This window comes from Clostridium sp. AF32-12BH (genome assembly GCF_003477935.1).
GTDB lineage: Bacteria > Bacillota > Clostridia > Lachnospirales > Lachnospiraceae > Brotaphodocola.
On record NZ_QUEH01000009.1, the window covers coordinates 106,113 to 122,449 of the forward strand.

Here is a 16,337-nt window from a genome sequence, read left to right on the forward strand (position 1 = left end):
TGCTTTTGCTAATGCAATGGTTCTCTTTGCGCCGTCGTAGAATGCGATATCGATCATCTTGCCGTCTACGGTAAATACGCCGATACCCAGTGTCTTCTTCTCATCGATCTCTTTTACGACCTTCTCTGCGAAGATGATCTCCTTCTGGGTCGGGGTGAAGATCTTATGGACAACATCGATCTGACGCGGGTTTACGAGGGATTTGCCATCGAAGCCCATCATCTTGATCATCTTGACCTCTTCCTCGAACACATCCATAGCATCCAGGTTGGTGAACACGGTATCCCAGCACTGCACACCGGCTGCCCTTGCGGCGATGATCATCTGCTGTCTTGCTCCCTGCAGCTCCACACCGGTTCCGGTGATCACGGTCTGCAGATCCTTGGTGTAGTCACCGCCGGAAAGAGCAATACCGATCAGTCGGTCAGAAGACTTGCAAACCTCAAGGGCATTTAAGACACCCTTGCAGGACTCTTTTCCGTAATATCGTTGGAGCGGTATACGGCACACTCAACGCGTGCCTTTAAGGTGCAGTCCAATGCTCCTTTGCCTACCACCGTTACCTTTGCATCGGTTACTTCCAGACGGTTTAAGGTTTCCAGAACCGTTTCCTTGATCTGCTTTCCAAACTGATGAATCACACTGCTCTCGATGGAAAGCTCTACCGTGCCATTTCCAGGCTCTACAGTAACCTGGGCATCACTGGACTCCAGAGTACCTGCCATGGCAGCTTTCTTCACTAACATGCTTTTTCCTCCTTATATCACCGGAAGCCTTTCGCTTCCCGCAAGATTTAAAATTTTCTCTATGGTCTCCTGCTCACGTCCCGGACATACCACCGACAGAAATTCTTCTGCCTTGTTTCTGGCCTGCGCTCTGCTTAACGGACGTTCCACACTTCCTGACGGATCTTCCACCTCTGTCTCATAGCAGGTGCCATCCTGCATAGTCAGTTTCATAAAACAGCCCCAATGTTTCGGGTACTGTTCCGTAAAACGGTCTGACGGCTGCACGATAACTTTTGCCAGCAGATCCTGAACTGCTTTCTTCTCCACAACTTCCGGTTCAAATTGTCCCATTGCCACGGTTCCGTAAAGAAATGCTGCTGCCACGGAATATGGCGTGGAAAATTTTGCATCCAGAATCGTCTTTGGATGCAGACAGCCATCGCTGACCGCACACTGTTTATAGCCCACCAGATAAGTATCGATCTCGATTTTCTGAATCTGTTCTGCCAGAATCTCTGCCTCGCCTTCCGTCTGGATCGTAAGGCCCATGTGCGCTTCCATCTGCCTGCGGATGTCGAGAACCGCATCGATCGCGCAGTGTGCGCTCCGGCAACATGGATAAGGCTTCATATCCATATTTAAAATCTCATAAACTTCCCCCAGTCCCTGGCTGAGTTTCGAAACATCTCCGCCGTCCGACATGGCAAACAAAAGTCCGCCATCCTTCGCATCAAAAATATGCTCCGGGCCGGTCATGCCTGCCTTTGCCAGAAATGCTGCCTCGATTCCGTCTGCCGCAGCTCTCGCCGGATGCAGGATTTTGCAGTTACTTCCATCTCCCAGGAAAGCCCAGACACCACTCGACTGGGTTCCCGCCATGCCAAGCGCTGACACGATCTGGTCCACGCTCAGATCCAGAAGCTTCGCGCAGGCAGCAGCGCAGCCAAACACGCCGCAGGTTGCCGTGGCATGCCAGCCCCGGTTCCGATGCGCAGATACTCCGAATGCCATGCCTACCCGGTTCACAGTCTCATAGCCGCAGACCACTGCCAGAAGGAACTCTTTTCCGCTTTTCCCAAGATACTCCGCACAGGACCAGGCGGCTGGGATCAGGCTTGCGCTGCCGTGAGTTTTAGATGCCGTATGGACATCGTCCAGCTCCAGAGTGTGCGCCAGCATGGCATTTAACATCGCGGCTGTTGCCAGCGGATATTTCCGGCTATCGCCCCAGACAGAAACATTACCACAGCCGCTTACCGCGCCCAGTGCCTGTTTCGCTGCTGCCACCAGCGGATCTTTCGCCGCCCCGGCTGCCACACTGACCAGATCAAGCACGCGGAGCGCGGCAGTTTCCCGCACGCGCTCCGGCAGCTGGTCCCATGTGATGTCATGAATAAATTGTGCTAATTTCCGCAGATCCGACATACACACGCCCCCATTTCTATTCTGCTTTGTAAGAGTTGATCAGGCTGCCTGCCAGAAGTACTTTCTTCTCTGCCTCTGTCACACCGTTTAACTGAAGCTCCATGGTACGGGTGCTTCCGTCTTTTCCGATGATGGTTGCCTCAAACCGGGTTGCACCATCTTCTACCGCCTTGCGGATGCCCGGCAGGTATACATACTCGCCAACCTCCAGATTGATGTTGTCATCCGGGTAGGTGAACGGCAGCATGCCCCAGTTTACACAGTTACTGCGGTAACGCTTGGTTGCATACTCGATGCAGATGTTTGCCAGACCACCCAGTACCTTCTGGCAGCTTGCTGCGTACTCACGCGCAGAGCCATCGCCCGGACGCTTTGCATACAGAACAGAACCGATTCCAGTGGTCTTCATGAGTTCTTCCGTTGGTGCGTTGACGCCAACTGCCTTTAAAACTTCGTAAACTTCCGCAGTCTTTGCTGCATCGCCTGCCACACGGGCTTTCTCATAGACCTGAACGGCTTTTGCCTTGCCGACGTACTCCGGATCTTTCCGGATCAGGGTGAACTCAGAGATCTTGTACGGATTGGAACGGTAGGATGCCGTCTCACCAGATGGGATCAGCTCATCGGTGGTGGTTACTTCATCACGGATCACACTTGCCACCTGAAGGAGCAGATTGTCGGTCAGGGCAGACATCTGCGGCCAGTCTTTGATGGACGGGCCATAAACGATCTCGGTTTCCGGCTGTGCCTTGCCATAACCGTTATAAACGATGTTATCGTAAATGTTGCTGTTAAACTCGTAAGCCGGAACTGTGAACTCAACCGGACAGCTCTCAGCAGAGGTTAAGTAGCCGCCGTTGAATGCGGTTGCCGCGATGGACTTGGAATCCATCAGCGCTACCGATGCGATCTGGCCGTTTGCCGGGCTGGAACCTTCGCGGTTCGGGAAGTTTCTGGTGCTGTGACGGATACAGAAATCGTTGTTGCCAGGAGCATCGGAAGCACCGAAGCACGGTCCGCAGAATGCGGTCTTCACGCGTGCACCATAGTTCATTAAGTCATTCAGCACACCAATCTTGTTTAACTCATACATGATCGGCTGGGATGCCGGGTAGATGTTTAACGGGAACGTTCCAAGACCGTGATTTAACCTCTTCGCGATCTGGTCTACCGCATAAATGTTCTCAAAGGAGCCTGCTGCGCAGCCTGCGATCGCTGCCTGGTCTACCTTGATCTTTCCGTTGTGGATCTTGGAACGCAGATCTAAGTGGATGTCTTTGTTGTTCTCGAAGACACGCTCTGCCTCTTTCTCTACCATACCCAGATACTTTTCCGGATCTGCGATCACATCTGCTAACGGATACGCATTGCTCGGATGGAACGGCAATGCGATCATCGGAACGATGGTATCCAGATTGATCTCTACGATGCCGTCATACAGAGCTGCGTCACCCTGCTGCATACGCTTAAAATCATTCGGACGCTTGTGGATCTCGAAGTACTCTTTGACCTTGTCATCGGTGGCCCATACAGAGGACAGGCAGGCAGACTCGGTGGTCATGGTGTCAATGCCGTTACGGAAATCCATGGACAGACTGCCAACGCCAGGTCCGATGAACTCCAGCACTTTATTCTTTACAAAGTTGTTCTTAAATACCTTGCCGATGATGCTCAATGCCACGTCCATCGGTCCTACCCACGGCTTCGGTGCGCCGGTCATGAATACGCCGATCACCTCCGGGTAATCAATCTCATAATATTTTCCGAGCATTGCCTTTGCCAGCTCCGGACCGCCCTCACCGATGGATACAGAACCCTGTGTGCCATAACGGGTATGGGAATCGGATACGATGGACATATCACCGGATTTGACGATCATCTCACGCATGTACTGGTGAATGACTGCTTCATGCGGCGGAACAAAGATACCGCCAGACTTCTTGCAGGCAGACTCTGCATATTTATGTACATCGGTGTTGATGGTGCCGCCTACTGCACACAGGCAGTTATGGCAGTTGGTGAAGACACACGGCATCGGGAATTCTTTCAGTCCGCTTGCATATGCAGTCTGCAAGATACCAACGTAGGTATTGTCGTAAACGCCCATAGAATCAAATTTGATCTCCAGATGCTCCATGTTATCAGAGTGATTGTGCTTTTCCAGCACCTGATAGGTCAGGGTTTGTTTCCTGCCCTCTTCGGCAGAAAGCTTTGCAGCCTCCTCTGCAGTTGCGATATGATCATTCTTTACAATGTAATGTTTTCCTTCATGTAAGGTTACCATGTGAATATTCTCCTCTCATTTTCCAAACGAATGTGGACCGGTTTTCCGTTTTCCAAATGCATTTTTTACACATTACGCATACAGTAATGGATTTTGTCGGTGCTTCGGGCTGCATCAGTCTCTGACGTAAACCCAGCCGTCCATGATCCGTCTTGCGGTACGGGTCACGCCGCCCTTAATGACACGCTCGCCGTCCATCTTGACATCCACTTCTGTCACGCCGCTGGAATGGCCGATCCGGATGATATCCTGATCCGGTGCCGGTTTCGCGATCTCATTTACAATGGTTCCCGGAATTCTTGCGGCTGCCCCGGTTCCGACTGCAACGGTCATCGGGTAAGCTTTATGCAGGGATCCTACAGAAATAGCCCGGCAGCAGATATCCATGGACTCTGCTTTGACCTCATTTTTGTCCATGTCAATGTAATTCTGCGGCTCGGAAATAATCGAAACCTTCGGCGCAGAGGTGGATTTCGTTCTCGCATCCTCCCAGTTCTCTACAAAGCCACATTTTTGCGCTGCGATACAGCGGATCCGCTCAATGTACTCCATCACATCTTGATTCTGGTTTAATTCCACCAGCTCCGTTCCCTTGATTCCCAGATCCTTTGCCCGGATAAATACCATCGGGTTAGAGCAGTCCAGTACGGTCACTTCAATCTCGCCATATCCCGGAACATCGAAGATATCACGCTTGTTTCCGGTCGGAAACAGCTTTCCGGTCTTGGAACCAGCCGGATCTTCAAAGTACATATCGATGCGGGATCCGGTTCCTGGAACACCCTTGATGACCTCATCGCCGTGTACCATGGCATGTCCGTCTTCCACGCGTACATGTTCTTCAATGATCTTGTTGGTGTTGGTGTTTAATACTCTCACGACTGTAATCGGTTCTACTGCCGGGACGAGTCCCTCATCAATCGCAAATGGTCCTACTGCAGAAGAAATATTGCCACAGTTTGCGCTTCCATCCACACGCGGGATCACGATATCAACCTGCTTGAAAGTATAGTTTACATCGACGTCCTCCCGGTCTGACGGGGAAATAATCGCGACTTTACTGGTGGAAGAGACGGTACCTCCCATTCCATCAATCTGCTTCACATCCGGCGTTCCCATCACTTTCAGAAAAATTTCATCCCAGAGACTTTTGTCCTCCGGAAGGTCTTTCTCATGGAAAAATACGGCTTTGCTGGTACCGCCGCGCATATACACGCATGGATACTTTTTCATATACATAACTGACAACTCCTTTCCGATTTCATGCTCGTTTTTTGTTATCTTTACTATACGTTATCCATATCATAAAGTAAAATGGTCTATTTTTATCGTTATCAATAACTATTTGGAATGTTTCTATAATATCCAATTCTAATTTGGGAAATAATTTCTATCGGTGAAAAAACTTGACCCTAGAACGATTCCAGGGTTTATAATAGAAACAAAAAAGATGTTACATAAATGGAGGATTTCAGAAATGAGAAAGAATCATAAGATAAAAACTGTACTTCTTGCCGGACTGGCAGGAACCATGGTGCTTGGAAGCTGCTTCAGTGCATACGCTGCAGGCGTAACCAAATCAAATGGTAAGCTTTATTACTACCAGGCAGACGGTTCTCTGGGTACTGGTCTGATCCATGATACTGCTTCCGACAAATACTACTATGCCCTCTCCGACGGCAGCCTGGTTACCGGCTGGCTTCACCTGGATCAGGATTACTACTATATGAATGATGACGGCGCACTCTGGACCGGCTGGAGAACCATAAGCGGTTCCCGCTACTATTTCTATCCGGAATCCGGAAAATGTGCGTTAAACGTTGCCATGGAAATCGGCGGCAGCTGGTACTTATTCGGAACCGACGGCAAGATGCAGACCGGCTTCCAGAACGTCAATGGAAACACCTATTACTTTGACCCGTCAAATGGTGTCATGTATGCCGGGACCACCCGCACCATAAGCGGTGTTTCTTATACCTTCAACGCAGATGGTACCTGCACCACCCATGTTGATACCGCAAACTCCTTTACCATCGGCGAGGAAGCAAACCAACAGAACAACAGCACCGCAAACAAGCAGACCACCCAGGAGAGCAGAACCGAAGGCGGCTCCCGCGTGATCGTTGCCGGTTCCAGCCGGTCATAAACTTAAAAAAACGAGAACACGTCTTTGTGCGTATTCTCGTTTTTTTGTATTTTACTTTTACTTTTTTATTTTTACTTACACGTTCTTCCATTTTCCGCGATTTACGCGCTCTGCGCATCCGTCTCCTGTTTCATCTTCCGGATAAGCTTTTCGAGGCCGTACAGATAATGATACTGAATGGCCTCCACAATCTCCTCCAGACTTCCATTTCTGCAGACAGACAACAGTTTTTCATGGATCCGGTGTTGGATTTCCGTGACATCCTGACGGTCTACAAACATATTATAACCGATCACGATATTCCCATAGTTTAAATCTTCCCAGGCCTTTTTCAGACGTTTAAATGGAACTAAATCCATGATCTGTGCATGAAAACGGTTATCCAGCTCAAAGACCTCCCGATAAGCCTTGCAGTCCAGCTGTGTCATCTGGTCTAAAATATGCTGCATCTGCTCTAATGTTTCTTTCGGAAATGCCTTTCCGTAAAGCTTTACCGCCATCATCTCATAATTTGCCCGCATATAATAAATCTCGTAAATATCCTCCGGGCCGATCTGACGCACAGAACAGCCGGCATTACGGGTATATTCTACCAGGCCCTCTTCCTCCAGCTGACGCAATGCTTCCCTTACGGGACCTCTGCTGACACCGAATTCCGATGCCAGGTCCTGCTCCACAATTCTTGCGCCGGGAGTAAGTTCCCCGCTTATAATCTTCATTCTGATCTCGTCTGCAACGTTTTCTCTTAATGTCCGATAATCCAGTCTGCCCATGTTACCTCTTGTTTTCTGCCAGGACCCACGCAATGCGTGTCCATAATGCTTTGATCTTGTCCTCCAATTTGTGTTTTCGTGTATCAGTTTTTGCTATTGTACCATAGCACTTTAAACAAGTAAAGTGGAACTCAGAATGTTTTTCTGATATCCCACTTTACTTTTTATTTCGGCATTAAGCCTGCTTCTCTTTTTCTCTTTTTGCAATCTGCGGAAGGACCAGTCCCAGTGCTGTTAAAACGACCGGAGTGATCACATTCAATGCAAAGGTGAATGGATTCTTATCATACATACCTAAAAGACAGCTTGCTGCCGTCACAAAGAAACACCAGCCGCCGAAAAACTTTGCTACTGCCTGGTTTTTCACGAAGCGGTACTCGGCCGGAATCTTGTCAACGGCTCCGCGCAAAGCAATATAAGCAACAAACACCCATAAATAACGCATCGGCATGCAGACAGAATTTAATTTGGTCAGCTGACGCAGAACCGCTGCTGCTCCCGGTACAAAAGACTGTACCAGAATGATCGCGCCGGAAAGTACAACTACCATCTTAATACCATTGCTGTATACGCCGTACTGGTTCTTTTTCTTTAACGCAGAAGGGATAAACTGTGCGGTGCTTTCATTGTCTAACAGCATTCGCAGCGGTGCATCGATGCTGAGTACCAGAACCGCAAACTGACTGATCACGTTGCAAAGTGCATAAATGATCAGGAAGGTATCGCCAAGATGATAATACTGGCCAAGCTTCTGGAATGCCCAGTAGGAACCATTTGCCGCATAGGCATTGAAGCTTTCCTCACTCGCATTGATCACAGCCGGATCAAACATACGGCTCATAGCCAAAGTACCAAGAATTGCACAGACAACCACCATACCGGCAAGTGCGATCATGCCTTTCGGGAATCCCTTGCTTGGGTTTTCTACCTTATTTACATACGGTGAAATCTTCTCACATCCACCCACGGCAAATACCAGAATAGAAATGGATGTCACATAGCCTAAATTGAACTGCGGAATCAAACCCTTTAATGAGAAATCCGCATGGGTGTACTCTGCTGCCGGGTTGATCGCTGGTGCTGCGAGCATCATCACGATGTAAAGCAGAGACATAATAAATGTCGTAGTTCCCGCAAGGGTAAGCATCTTTTTTAACGGATTTAAGCCCTTGCTGGCTACGTAACAGCCGATTAAGAATACAATCAGGGTTGCAATCTGAATCATGTGTGTCGGAAGTGTGTCGTAGGTCTCGGCATTGCGGAACACTGCCCAGCTTAACGCCTTTAAGCCGCCGCTCGATTTACTTGCAATGTAGGTGATGTGGCATGCCCAATAGGTCCAGCCTGCATAATAAGCGATCTTCGCTCCGGTTGTCTCAAAGAGCCAGCCGCTCACGCCGCCGCTTGTGCTCTTAAATGCAGAACCCAGTTCACCTACCATGAGCGCATAAGGGATAAAATACAGCGCAAACATTAACAGCCAGCTGAAAATAACCTGGACTCCGTTGAAATACACGAAGCCGTTCACAATGTTTCCGAATCCCCATACCGTTGAAAATGCCATGAGAGCAAGCGCACTCCATGTGATCTTGTTTTTGTCTGACATAATTCCTCTCCTTTGTTTTTTATCATATAACCATCTGATATCTCGACAGTTACTAAGTACTCCTATTTTATCGTTAATTGGTTCGATTGTAAATAGTTTATTGTAGATTGTTGACAATTTTTGACGAATGAACACAACTTTCCCTCTCCCTGTTTTAGCAAACAGCCGATGAATCCTTTTTGTTTCACAAGAAATTGCGGACTATGAAACAAAGGAAGGAATCCGACTTTTCTCCCCTCAGCCGGATTCCTTCCTTTCCTATTTATTGCAAAATACTCCCATTTACCGATTGGTAAAACCGTTCAAGTTCCCTTATACTTTTCCTGTCGTTTTTCTTCACGCATACAACATTCTTTTCCAGTCCGTGCAAGCTCCTAGTCTTCCATATTCTTCTTCAAAAATCCAAGAATCACACATCCGATCACCGATCCGATCACAACCGCCGCCAGATACATAAGCGGATTGCCGATGGTAGGAAGCACAAACATGCCGCCATGCGGTGCCCGGAGCGTACATCCAAATGCCATGGAAAGTCCTCCTGCTGCCGCAGCACCGATCGCACAGGATGGAATCACACGCAGCGGATCCTGTGCTGCAAACGGAATGGCACCTTCTGTAATGAAGGAAAGTCCCATGACATAGTTCACCAGACCAGACTGACGTTCCTTCTCCGTAAATTTCTTCGGGAAAAAGGTAGTGCACAGTGCGATTGCGATCGGCGGAACCATACCGCCTGCCATAACGGCTGCCATGACTTCAAAGTTGCCTTCTGCAAGCTGCGCCGTTCCAAACACGTAAGCTGCCTTATTGAATGGACCGCCCATATCGATGGACATCATACCGCCAAGGATCATGCCAAGCACGATACGGCTGGTGCCGCCCATGCCATGTAAGAAATTACTCAGTGCATTGTTGATCATACCCATGTACGGGTTGATAAAGGTTGTTACGACTGCTGCCAGGAAAATACCGATTACCGGATACAGAAGAACCGGTTTGATCCCCTCTAAGGATTTTGGCAGCTTCGAAAACAGCTTCTTCAATCCAAGAACCAGATAACCGCCTGCAAAACCGGCAAACAGCGCGCCTAAGAATCCGGCATTCACATCGCCGCCTGCCGGGTTCGCAAAGGTACAGCCCATCTTTGCGATCAGACCTGCAACCAGACCAACCGCCAGTCCCGGACGGTCTGCAATGCTCATGGCAATGAAACCGGCAAGGATCGGAAGCATCATGCCAAAGGCCTGCTCTCCGATGGTCTTTAAGTAAGCTGCGAGCGGTGTGTTTTTACCAAAGTTGGAAGGATCAATGGAATAATCATCCAGCAAAAACGCCAGTGCGATCAGGATGCCGCCGCCGATCACGAACGGAAGCATATGGGACACACCATTCATCAGATGCTTGTAAATGGTTCTTCCGATGCTGTCCTTTCCCCCTTCTGTTTTTTCTGCCTGTTCTCCATCCTCTGTGTGATGGTAAACCGGAACATTGCCGCTCACGGCACGGGTTAAGAGTTCTTCTGCCTTGTGAATGCCATCCGCAACCGGAACCTGAATTACTGGTTTTCCGTGGAAGCGTGCCATACCAACATTCTTATCCGCTGCAACAATAATTGCCTCGGCTGCCTCAATTTCTTTTTTCGTCAGCACATTCTGGGCACCGCCGGAGCCGTCCGTCTCAACCTTGATGGAAATACCAAGCTTTTTCGCCATGTTTTCCAGACTTTCCGCAGCCATATAGGTGTGGGCAATGCCGGTCGGGCAAGCTGTGACTGCCAGAACACGGTAACCTGACTTCTGACCTGACGCTTTTGACTTTTGGTCTCCAGACTTTTTATCTTCTACCCTATCTTTTGCAGAAACTGCCGCAGAATTTGTGTTTTCTTTCTTTGCGGATTCTGCAGCATTTTCAACGGTCTTCCCTTCCGCATCTTTTTCAGCATCTTTTTCTTCTGCTTCTTCCACTCCGAATCTTGCAGTCTCCGCATCATCAATGACCTTCAAAAATGCTTCTTTGGAATCCGCCTTCAATAATCCCTCCATAAAGTCCAGATTCATCAACAATGTGGACAGTCTGGATAATGCTTCCAGATGCACATCTGCCCCTTCTGCCGGTGCCGCGATCATAAACAGGATGTGTGCCAGGGAACCGTCAAACGCTTCATAATCCACACCGTCCGGCACGACCATGGCAGCCAGTCCCGGCTCCTTTACTGCTTCCACCTTCGCATGCGGAATCGCGATTCCGCCGCCGATTCCCGTGCTTCCAAGTGCTTCCCTTGCCAGAATTCCTTCCTTATACCCCTGTTTATCCCTTAATCTGCCGCCCGCATCCATCAGATTAACAAGCTTATCGATCGCTTCTTCTTTTGTAGATACGGATACTCCCAGTCCAATACTTTCCTTTTTCAGCAACTCTGTAATACGCATACGTTACTCCCCCTGTTTCTCAGTCAGCTGTTTCAACAGTTCTATAATTTTTTCCCGGCTGCCAATGCCATGTGAAAAAGCAGTCGCTCCGCCGCTGGCGGTTCCAAGCTTTAATGCGTAACCATAATCTCCTGTCTTAAAATACCCGGCAAGGAAGCCTGCCACCATGGAATCCCCAGCTCCCACAGAGTTGACCACTGTTCCGCGGCATACTCCTTCCTCGTAAACGTCTCCATCTTCTGTCAGAAGCAAAGCTCCATCCTTTGCCATCGACACCAGTACATTGCGTGCCCCCTGACCCTGCAGCCATTTCGCAGCCTCCAGAATTTCTTCCCTGGTGGAAAGTGTTTTTCCCGCCATCGTCTCCAGTTCCTGGTTGTTTGGCTTAATGAGGAATGGGTGAAGCGAAAGCACTTCCAAGAGAAGCTGCTTTTCTGCATCGACTACAATCCGAATATCACGGCCAGAAAGCCGTTCCATGATTTCCTTGTAGATGCTGCTGCTTAAACTCGATGGAATGCTGCCGGAAAGCACTAAAACATCGTCCGCTTTCAGGAAATCAAGCTGTTCAAACAGAAGTTCCACATTTTTTTCCGTAATGCGTGGTCCCATTCCATTGATTTCGGTCTCTTCATCCGATTTCATCTTCACGTTGATGCGGGACAAGCCTTCTTTTACGCGGATAAAATCTGAGTGAAACCCTGCCTTCTGACACCGGCGTACAATTTCTTCCCCGGTAAAGCCAGCTACAAATCCAAGAGCTGTACTCTCAACCCCCAGATTGGCAAGTAAGGCTGATACGTTGATGCCTTTTCCTCCGCAGACCATCGTTTCTTCCTTCGTGCGGTTGATCTGACCCGGTACAAAATGATCCACAGCGATCACATAGTCCAGGGCCGGATTAAAGGTTACTGTGTAAATCATATGTCATCTCTCCTCGGTTTTAAGAAATTTTATTTCTTATCGTTGAATTCATCATAATATGATTTTTGGTTTTCGTCAACAGTGTTTTATATGAAAGTTTATTTCATATCGATTTTCGTCAAATGAAATAAAAAGACGGGGTCTCTATTCGAAAATCCCGCCTTTTTTTGTTGAAAATCCCGATATTATTCTTTCCTTTTTTCCTGCTGTTTATCCGCGGAAATGGCTTTTTCATGACGCCGGATATGTTCCGGGGCATCTTTCTTTCCCGCCATCAGAAGCAGATACAGCATCTCCATCACCGCTGTCGCCGCGACACGGGAGAACCAGAATTCTTCCGTGAAAAGTTTTTCCCTCGTTGCCGTAATGATGCGGTAATCTGCCATCTGTGCGAGCGGCGATTCCGGGTTATTCGTGATCAGGATCACGGTTGCTCCGTTCTCCTTCGAGCCCTCCGCCAAAATCTGCAGGCGGTTGGAGGTACCGGAGTTCGAAATCATAAGGACCACGTCCTCCGGTCCCAGATTCAGGGCATATGCCGTCTGTGCCTCCCAGATGGTTCCTGCCACAGCCGGGATTCCAAGCTGGTTCAATTTAAACGCGCCATCAAGTGCAACCGGCAAGGTATTTCCTACCGCCGCCAACTGTACCGTTTTTGCATGCTCCAGTTTTCTTAATATCTGCTCCAGATTTTCCGGATTCATCATACGAAACGTCTCCGTCAGCTCCGCCACCTTGTTTGCCAGGATATTTTTCAGTGACTGCGCCAGATCATTCCGGTCAATCTCATTCGTAACCTCCTGCTCCTGGTGCTCTTCCTCCAAAAGTTCCCTGGTCAGAGCCAGCTTTAAATCCTGAAAGCCCTTAAAGCCGCATCTGCGGCAAAAGCGTGACACCGTTGCATCGCTGGTCTGGCTTGCTTTGGCCAGCTCCCCGACAGTCATACCTGCCGCCTCTGCCTTGTGTTCCATCAAAAAATCCGCGATCTTTTTCTCTGCCTCAAAAAAACTGTCATAGGCCGAACAGATCACCGACGTTGCATTCCGCGCTTCATTCATTCCGTCCACTTCCGATTTCATATAAATTTGCGTAACGGTTCACGCGCCAGGCAAACCGTTACAAACTTGTTTTCTAAAACACTATAACACAGCTCCTGCAAAAAAGAAATGGATAAAACAACTAGACGCTCCACTGATTTTCACGTCAAAACACAGAAAAGCCCGCCGCAGGTTCAGGCATCATGCCATTTCTGCGACAGACTTTCCAGGAAGGGGAAACTGTATCAATTATTTAATTTTGTCGATGGTCTCTAACAGATAATCAGTGAACTCTGCTGCGCTTGCGCCATCTACATCGGTGGTAACCACTTTCTTGCGCTCGGTGATGGTGCAGATGTCCAGGGCCTTCTCCAGAATCTCTTTGCGGTCCGCATAACCGATGTGCGCCATCAGCATGCCGGCTGCGCGAATCAGGGAACACGGATCTGCGTAATCGCCTCTGCCGTGGTTGATCAGGAACGGAGCAGTTCCGTGAATCGCCTCAAACATCGCGTACTTGTTGCCCAGGTTGGAGGAAGAAGCGGTTCCCAGACCTCCCTGATGCTCTGCAGCTACATCGGTTACGATATCGCCGTACAGGTTCGGCAGAACTACAACCTCAATACCCTTGTTGAATTCCGGATCCAGCATCTTTGCGCACATTGCGTCAACCAGACGCTCCTGGATTTCAATCTCCGGATATTCCTCGCCAACCTTGCGGACAGCTTTGATAAAATTGCCGTCAGCCAGCTTTACGATGTTTGCCTTGGTTACGATGGTCACGTTCTTCTTGCCGTTCTTTCTTGCAAACTCGAAAGCAGCTCTCGCGATACGCTCACTTCCCTGTTTGGTCTGAACCTTGAAGTCGACTGCCAGGTCATCATTCACCTGAATGCCCTTATTGCCCCAGATATACTCACCCTCAATGTTCTCACGGAAGAAGGTCCAGTCGATGTTCTTCTCCGGGATCTTGATCGGGCGGACCGCTGCGAACAGCTCCAGCCCACGGCGTAAGAGGCTGTTTGCGGATACCAGGTTCGGCCACGGCTCACCGGCACGCGGGGTAACCATCGGTCCTTTAATCAGAACATTACATTTCTTGATTTCTTCAAATACATCGTCCGGAAGGCTCTGCAGCTTTGCGGCACGGTTTTCAATGGTCATGCCCTCAATCTCGCGGATCTCAATACGGCCGCTTGCAATCTCCGGTGCAAGCAGATCGTTTAACACGCGAAGTGCCTGCTTCATGATGATCGGGCCAATGCCATCGCCCGGCAGTACACCGATTACGATCTTTTCCAGTTTGTCGAAGTCGGTCACCTCGTTGTCTGCTTTCATGCGCTCGATGCGCTCAAACTCAGACTGGATCAATTCCCCGAATTTTTCCTGTGCAGCTTTTACGTTCTCTACATTCTTCTCCATGATTTTCCCTCCATGAATGATTCGTCTGTTGCCGCTCATGATCCACATTGGATATGAACTGCAATCTCGTTGTTTGTTATGGCTTTATCTTAACATGGAGTTATTCATAGGTAAAATACATAAATCAGCATATCTCATATAGGATTTTTGCATGATGTGTGGTAAACTAAACTATAGAACTATACAAACTATAGCATGGCCATACACTGCTGTCGCACCATATGCCAGCCATATCATCCCAGAATATCCGGAGGTTTCTCCATGACACAGAACGAACTGCTCTATATGCTTACCATTGCAGAACACGGAACTATCACAAGGGCTGCACAGGAGCTCTTTATCTCCCAGCCATCTCTCAGCGAATCTTTAAATAAAGTCGAGCAGGAATTTGGCACCCGGATCTTTTCGCGTACCCAGGAAGGTCTGGTTCCTACTGCATTCGGAGCGCATTATCTGAAAACCGCAAGAAACATCCTGGACCGATACAGAAAGCTGGAAACCGATCTGGACGAATACCGCCAGCTGCGTAAGGGAAGCCTGACTTTTGGCATTCCCTTCAATCTTGGCGCCTATCTTCTCCCGAGGATTCTTCCTGCCTTCCAGCAGATTTATCCGGACATTACCGTACAGTTTAAAGAAAACAACTCCACGGAACTGGACAAACGGATGCTGTCCGGAAAACTCGATTTTTCTGTCATGCACTACGAAACACCCAATGAAGCCATCCACTATGATCTGTTAGCCGAAGATGACTTCTATCTGGTCATGCCGCTTACGCTTGCCCGTAAATACCAATTTCCAGACTGCCGCACTTTAAGCATCTACGATCTGAAAGCGTTGGAACAAGAACCTTTCCTCATGGTAGCAAGCAGACAAAAACTGCGGCAGGTGGCAGACTCGATTCTGTCCCAGCTCTCCATCAAACCCAATATCCGCTATACCACAAAAAATATGGAAACAGCCAAACGCCTGGCTGCTGTCGGTATGGGGATCACCTTTCTCCCGCATTCTTATTTGAATCTTTTTTCCGGTGTCGAAAACCTCGCCTGCTATCCACTGGATCCGGCATTGAACGCATCCTGGAAGCTGGTCATCGGCTACCCGGACGGACGCCCGCTTTCCCGGTGCGCAAAAGAATTTATCCGTTTTCTGAAACAAAAAATCCAGCCAGACGAAGTGTAATACTTCGCCTGCTGGATTTTTTTACAGATATCTGCTTTTCAATCATTTGATGAACTGCTGCCACCATCTATTTTTGCTATATCATCCTATTTTTCTTTTAACTCATCATACATGGAAAGAATCTCTCCCGCCGCCTGAAGGTACAATTCTCCCTCCTGCGTTGGCCGCAGCCCCTCTGGAGTCCGCTTAAAAAGGATAATATCCATATCTTCCTCCACACGGTGCACCGCACGACTTAAGGAAGAAGGATTCTTCCGAAGCAGAACCGCTGCTTTTTGGATACTTCCTGCCTCTGCGATGCATTTCATATAGCGAAGTTCTTTCTCATTCATACACTTTTCCCCCATTCGATCCTGCACTCCAAACAAGATTTCTTTGCAC

At 48.8% G+C, this 16,337-nt stretch carries 14 protein-coding genes; 2 read left to right on the forward strand and 12 right to left on the reverse strand.

Going from position 1 to position 16,337, the window contains the following annotated elements; all coding sequences use genetic code 11:
• The 5 genes from DWZ40_RS10725 to DWZ40_RS10745 form a co-directional block, all read right to left on the reverse strand.
• Positions 1-510: aldolase/citrate lyase family protein (locus tag DWZ40_RS10725; RefSeq protein WP_347560071.1), on the reverse strand; the 510-nt coding region annotated here is incomplete at its 3' end.
• Positions 453-746 carry a citrate lyase acyl carrier protein gene (gene citD / locus DWZ40_RS10730; protein WP_118543039.1) on the reverse strand — a complete coding sequence of 98 codons (294 nt, stop codon included), beginning with the start codon at positions 744-746 and terminating at the stop codon, positions 453-455. The genes citD and DWZ40_RS10725, both read right to left, overlap by 58 nt.
• 12 nt (positions 747-758) lie before the next feature.
• Positions 759-2,153 carry an MmgE/PrpD family protein gene (locus DWZ40_RS10735; RefSeq protein WP_118543040.1) on the reverse strand — a complete coding sequence of 465 codons (1,395 nt, stop codon included), beginning with the start codon at positions 2,151-2,153 and terminating at the stop codon, positions 759-761.
• A 16-nt stretch (positions 2,154-2,169) separates the two neighbouring features.
• The gene (locus tag DWZ40_RS10740; RefSeq protein WP_118543041.1) at positions 2,170-4,437 is read right to left on the reverse strand and encodes a hydratase; all 2,268 of its coding nucleotides are present in this window, start codon (positions 4,435-4,437) and stop codon (positions 2,170-2,172) included.
• Between the two features lie 114 nt (positions 4,438-4,551).
• On the reverse strand, positions 4,552-5,676 hold the full coding sequence (locus DWZ40_RS10745; RefSeq protein ID WP_118543042.1) for a PrpF domain-containing protein: 1,125 nt from the start codon (positions 5,674-5,676) through the stop codon (positions 4,552-4,554).
• 238 nt (positions 5,677-5,914) lie between these two features.
• Between DWZ40_RS10745 and DWZ40_RS10750 the strand changes: the two genes are divergently transcribed.
• Complete coding sequence (locus DWZ40_RS10750) at positions 5,915-6,583, forward strand: hypothetical protein (protein ID WP_182431714.1); 669 nt, start codon at positions 5,915-5,917, stop codon at positions 6,581-6,583.
• Between the two features lie 101 nt (positions 6,584-6,684).
• Here DWZ40_RS10750 and DWZ40_RS10755 read toward each other — a convergent pair whose 3' ends face one another.
• The 6 genes from DWZ40_RS10755 to DWZ40_RS10780 form a co-directional block, all read right to left on the reverse strand.
• A complete protein-coding gene (locus tag DWZ40_RS10755; protein WP_118543044.1) occupies positions 6,685-7,356 on the reverse strand; it encodes a GntR family transcriptional regulator in 672 nt (223 codons plus the stop codon).
• A gap of 175 nt (positions 7,357-7,531) precedes the next feature.
• Positions 7,532-8,962, reverse strand: coding sequence for an amino acid permease (locus DWZ40_RS10760; protein ID WP_118543045.1), 1,431 nt, complete (start codon positions 8,960-8,962; stop codon positions 7,532-7,534).
• 374 nt (positions 8,963-9,336) lie between these two features.
• Positions 9,337-11,391, reverse strand: coding sequence for a fructose-specific PTS transporter subunit EIIC (locus tag DWZ40_RS10765; protein WP_118543046.1), 2,055 nt, complete (start codon positions 11,389-11,391; stop codon positions 9,337-9,339).
• Between the two features lie 3 nt (positions 11,392-11,394).
• Entirely contained in the window at positions 11,395-12,315 is a 921-nt protein-coding gene (pfkB, locus tag DWZ40_RS10770) for a 1-phosphofructokinase (RefSeq protein WP_118543047.1), read from the reverse strand.
• 185 nt (positions 12,316-12,500) lie between these two features.
• The gene (locus DWZ40_RS10775; RefSeq protein WP_118543048.1) at positions 12,501-13,373 is read right to left on the reverse strand and encodes a MurR/RpiR family transcriptional regulator; all 873 of its coding nucleotides are present in this window, start codon (positions 13,371-13,373) and stop codon (positions 12,501-12,503) included.
• Between the two features lie 228 nt (positions 13,374-13,601).
• The gene (locus DWZ40_RS10780; protein WP_118543049.1) at positions 13,602-14,774 is read right to left on the reverse strand and encodes an isocitrate/isopropylmalate family dehydrogenase; all 1,173 of its coding nucleotides are present in this window, start codon (positions 14,772-14,774) and stop codon (positions 13,602-13,604) included.
• A gap of 261 nt (positions 14,775-15,035) precedes the next feature.
• Between DWZ40_RS10780 and DWZ40_RS10785 the strand changes: the two genes are divergently transcribed.
• Entirely contained in the window at positions 15,036-15,956 is a 921-nt protein-coding gene (locus DWZ40_RS10785) for a LysR family transcriptional regulator (protein WP_182431715.1), read from the forward strand.
• A gap of 86 nt (positions 15,957-16,042) precedes the next feature.
• On the opposite strand, the gene DWZ40_RS10790 is transcribed toward DWZ40_RS10785, so the two are convergent.
• Positions 16,043-16,288, reverse strand: a complete 246-nt coding sequence (locus DWZ40_RS10790; RefSeq protein ID WP_118719619.1) for a LysR family transcriptional regulator — start codon at positions 16,286-16,288, stop codon at positions 16,043-16,045.
• Positions 16,289-16,337 lie beyond the last annotated feature (49 nt).

Bases quoted from the DNA above. Each gene is read 5' to 3' on its own strand.
- citD (WP_118543039.1), bottom strand. From the start codon at position 746: ATGTTAGTGAAGAAAGCTGCCATGGCAGGTACTCTGGAGTCCAGTGAT.
- DWZ40_RS10735 (WP_118543040.1), bottom strand. From the start codon at position 2,153: ATGTCGGATCTGCGGAAATTAGCACAATTTATTCATGACATCACATGG.
- DWZ40_RS10740 (WP_118543041.1), bottom strand. From the start codon at position 4,437: ATGGTAACCTTACATGAAGGAAAACATTACATTGTAAAGAATGATCAT.
- DWZ40_RS10745 (WP_118543042.1), bottom strand. From the start codon at position 5,676: ATGTATATGAAAAAGTATCCATGCGTGTATATGCGCGGCGGTACCAGC.
- DWZ40_RS10750 (WP_182431714.1), top strand. From the start codon at position 5,915: ATGAGAAAGAATCATAAGATAAAAACTGTACTTCTTGCCGGACTGGCA.
- DWZ40_RS10755 (WP_118543044.1), bottom strand. From the start codon at position 7,356: ATGGGCAGACTGGATTATCGGACATTAAGAGAAAACGTTGCAGACGAG.
- DWZ40_RS10760 (WP_118543045.1), bottom strand. From the start codon at position 8,962: ATGTCAGACAAAAACAAGATCACATGGAGTGCGCTTGCTCTCATGGCA.
- DWZ40_RS10765 (WP_118543046.1), bottom strand. From the start codon at position 11,391: ATGCGTATTACAGAGTTGCTGAAAAAGGAAAGTATTGGACTGGGAGTA.
- pfkB (WP_118543047.1), bottom strand. From the start codon at position 12,315: ATGATTTACACAGTAACCTTTAATCCGGCCCTGGACTATGTGATCGCT.
- DWZ40_RS10775 (WP_118543048.1), bottom strand. From the start codon at position 13,373: ATGAATGAAGCGCGGAATGCAACGTCGGTGATCTGTTCGGCCTATGAC.
- DWZ40_RS10780 (WP_118543049.1), bottom strand. From the start codon at position 14,774: ATGGAGAAGAATGTAGAGAACGTAAAAGCTGCACAGGAAAAATTCGGG.
- DWZ40_RS10785 (WP_182431715.1), top strand. From the start codon at position 15,036: ATGACACAGAACGAACTGCTCTATATGCTTACCATTGCAGAACACGGA.
- DWZ40_RS10790 (WP_118719619.1), bottom strand. From the start codon at position 16,288: ATGAATGAGAAAGAACTTCGCTATATGAAATGCATCGCAGAGGCAGGA.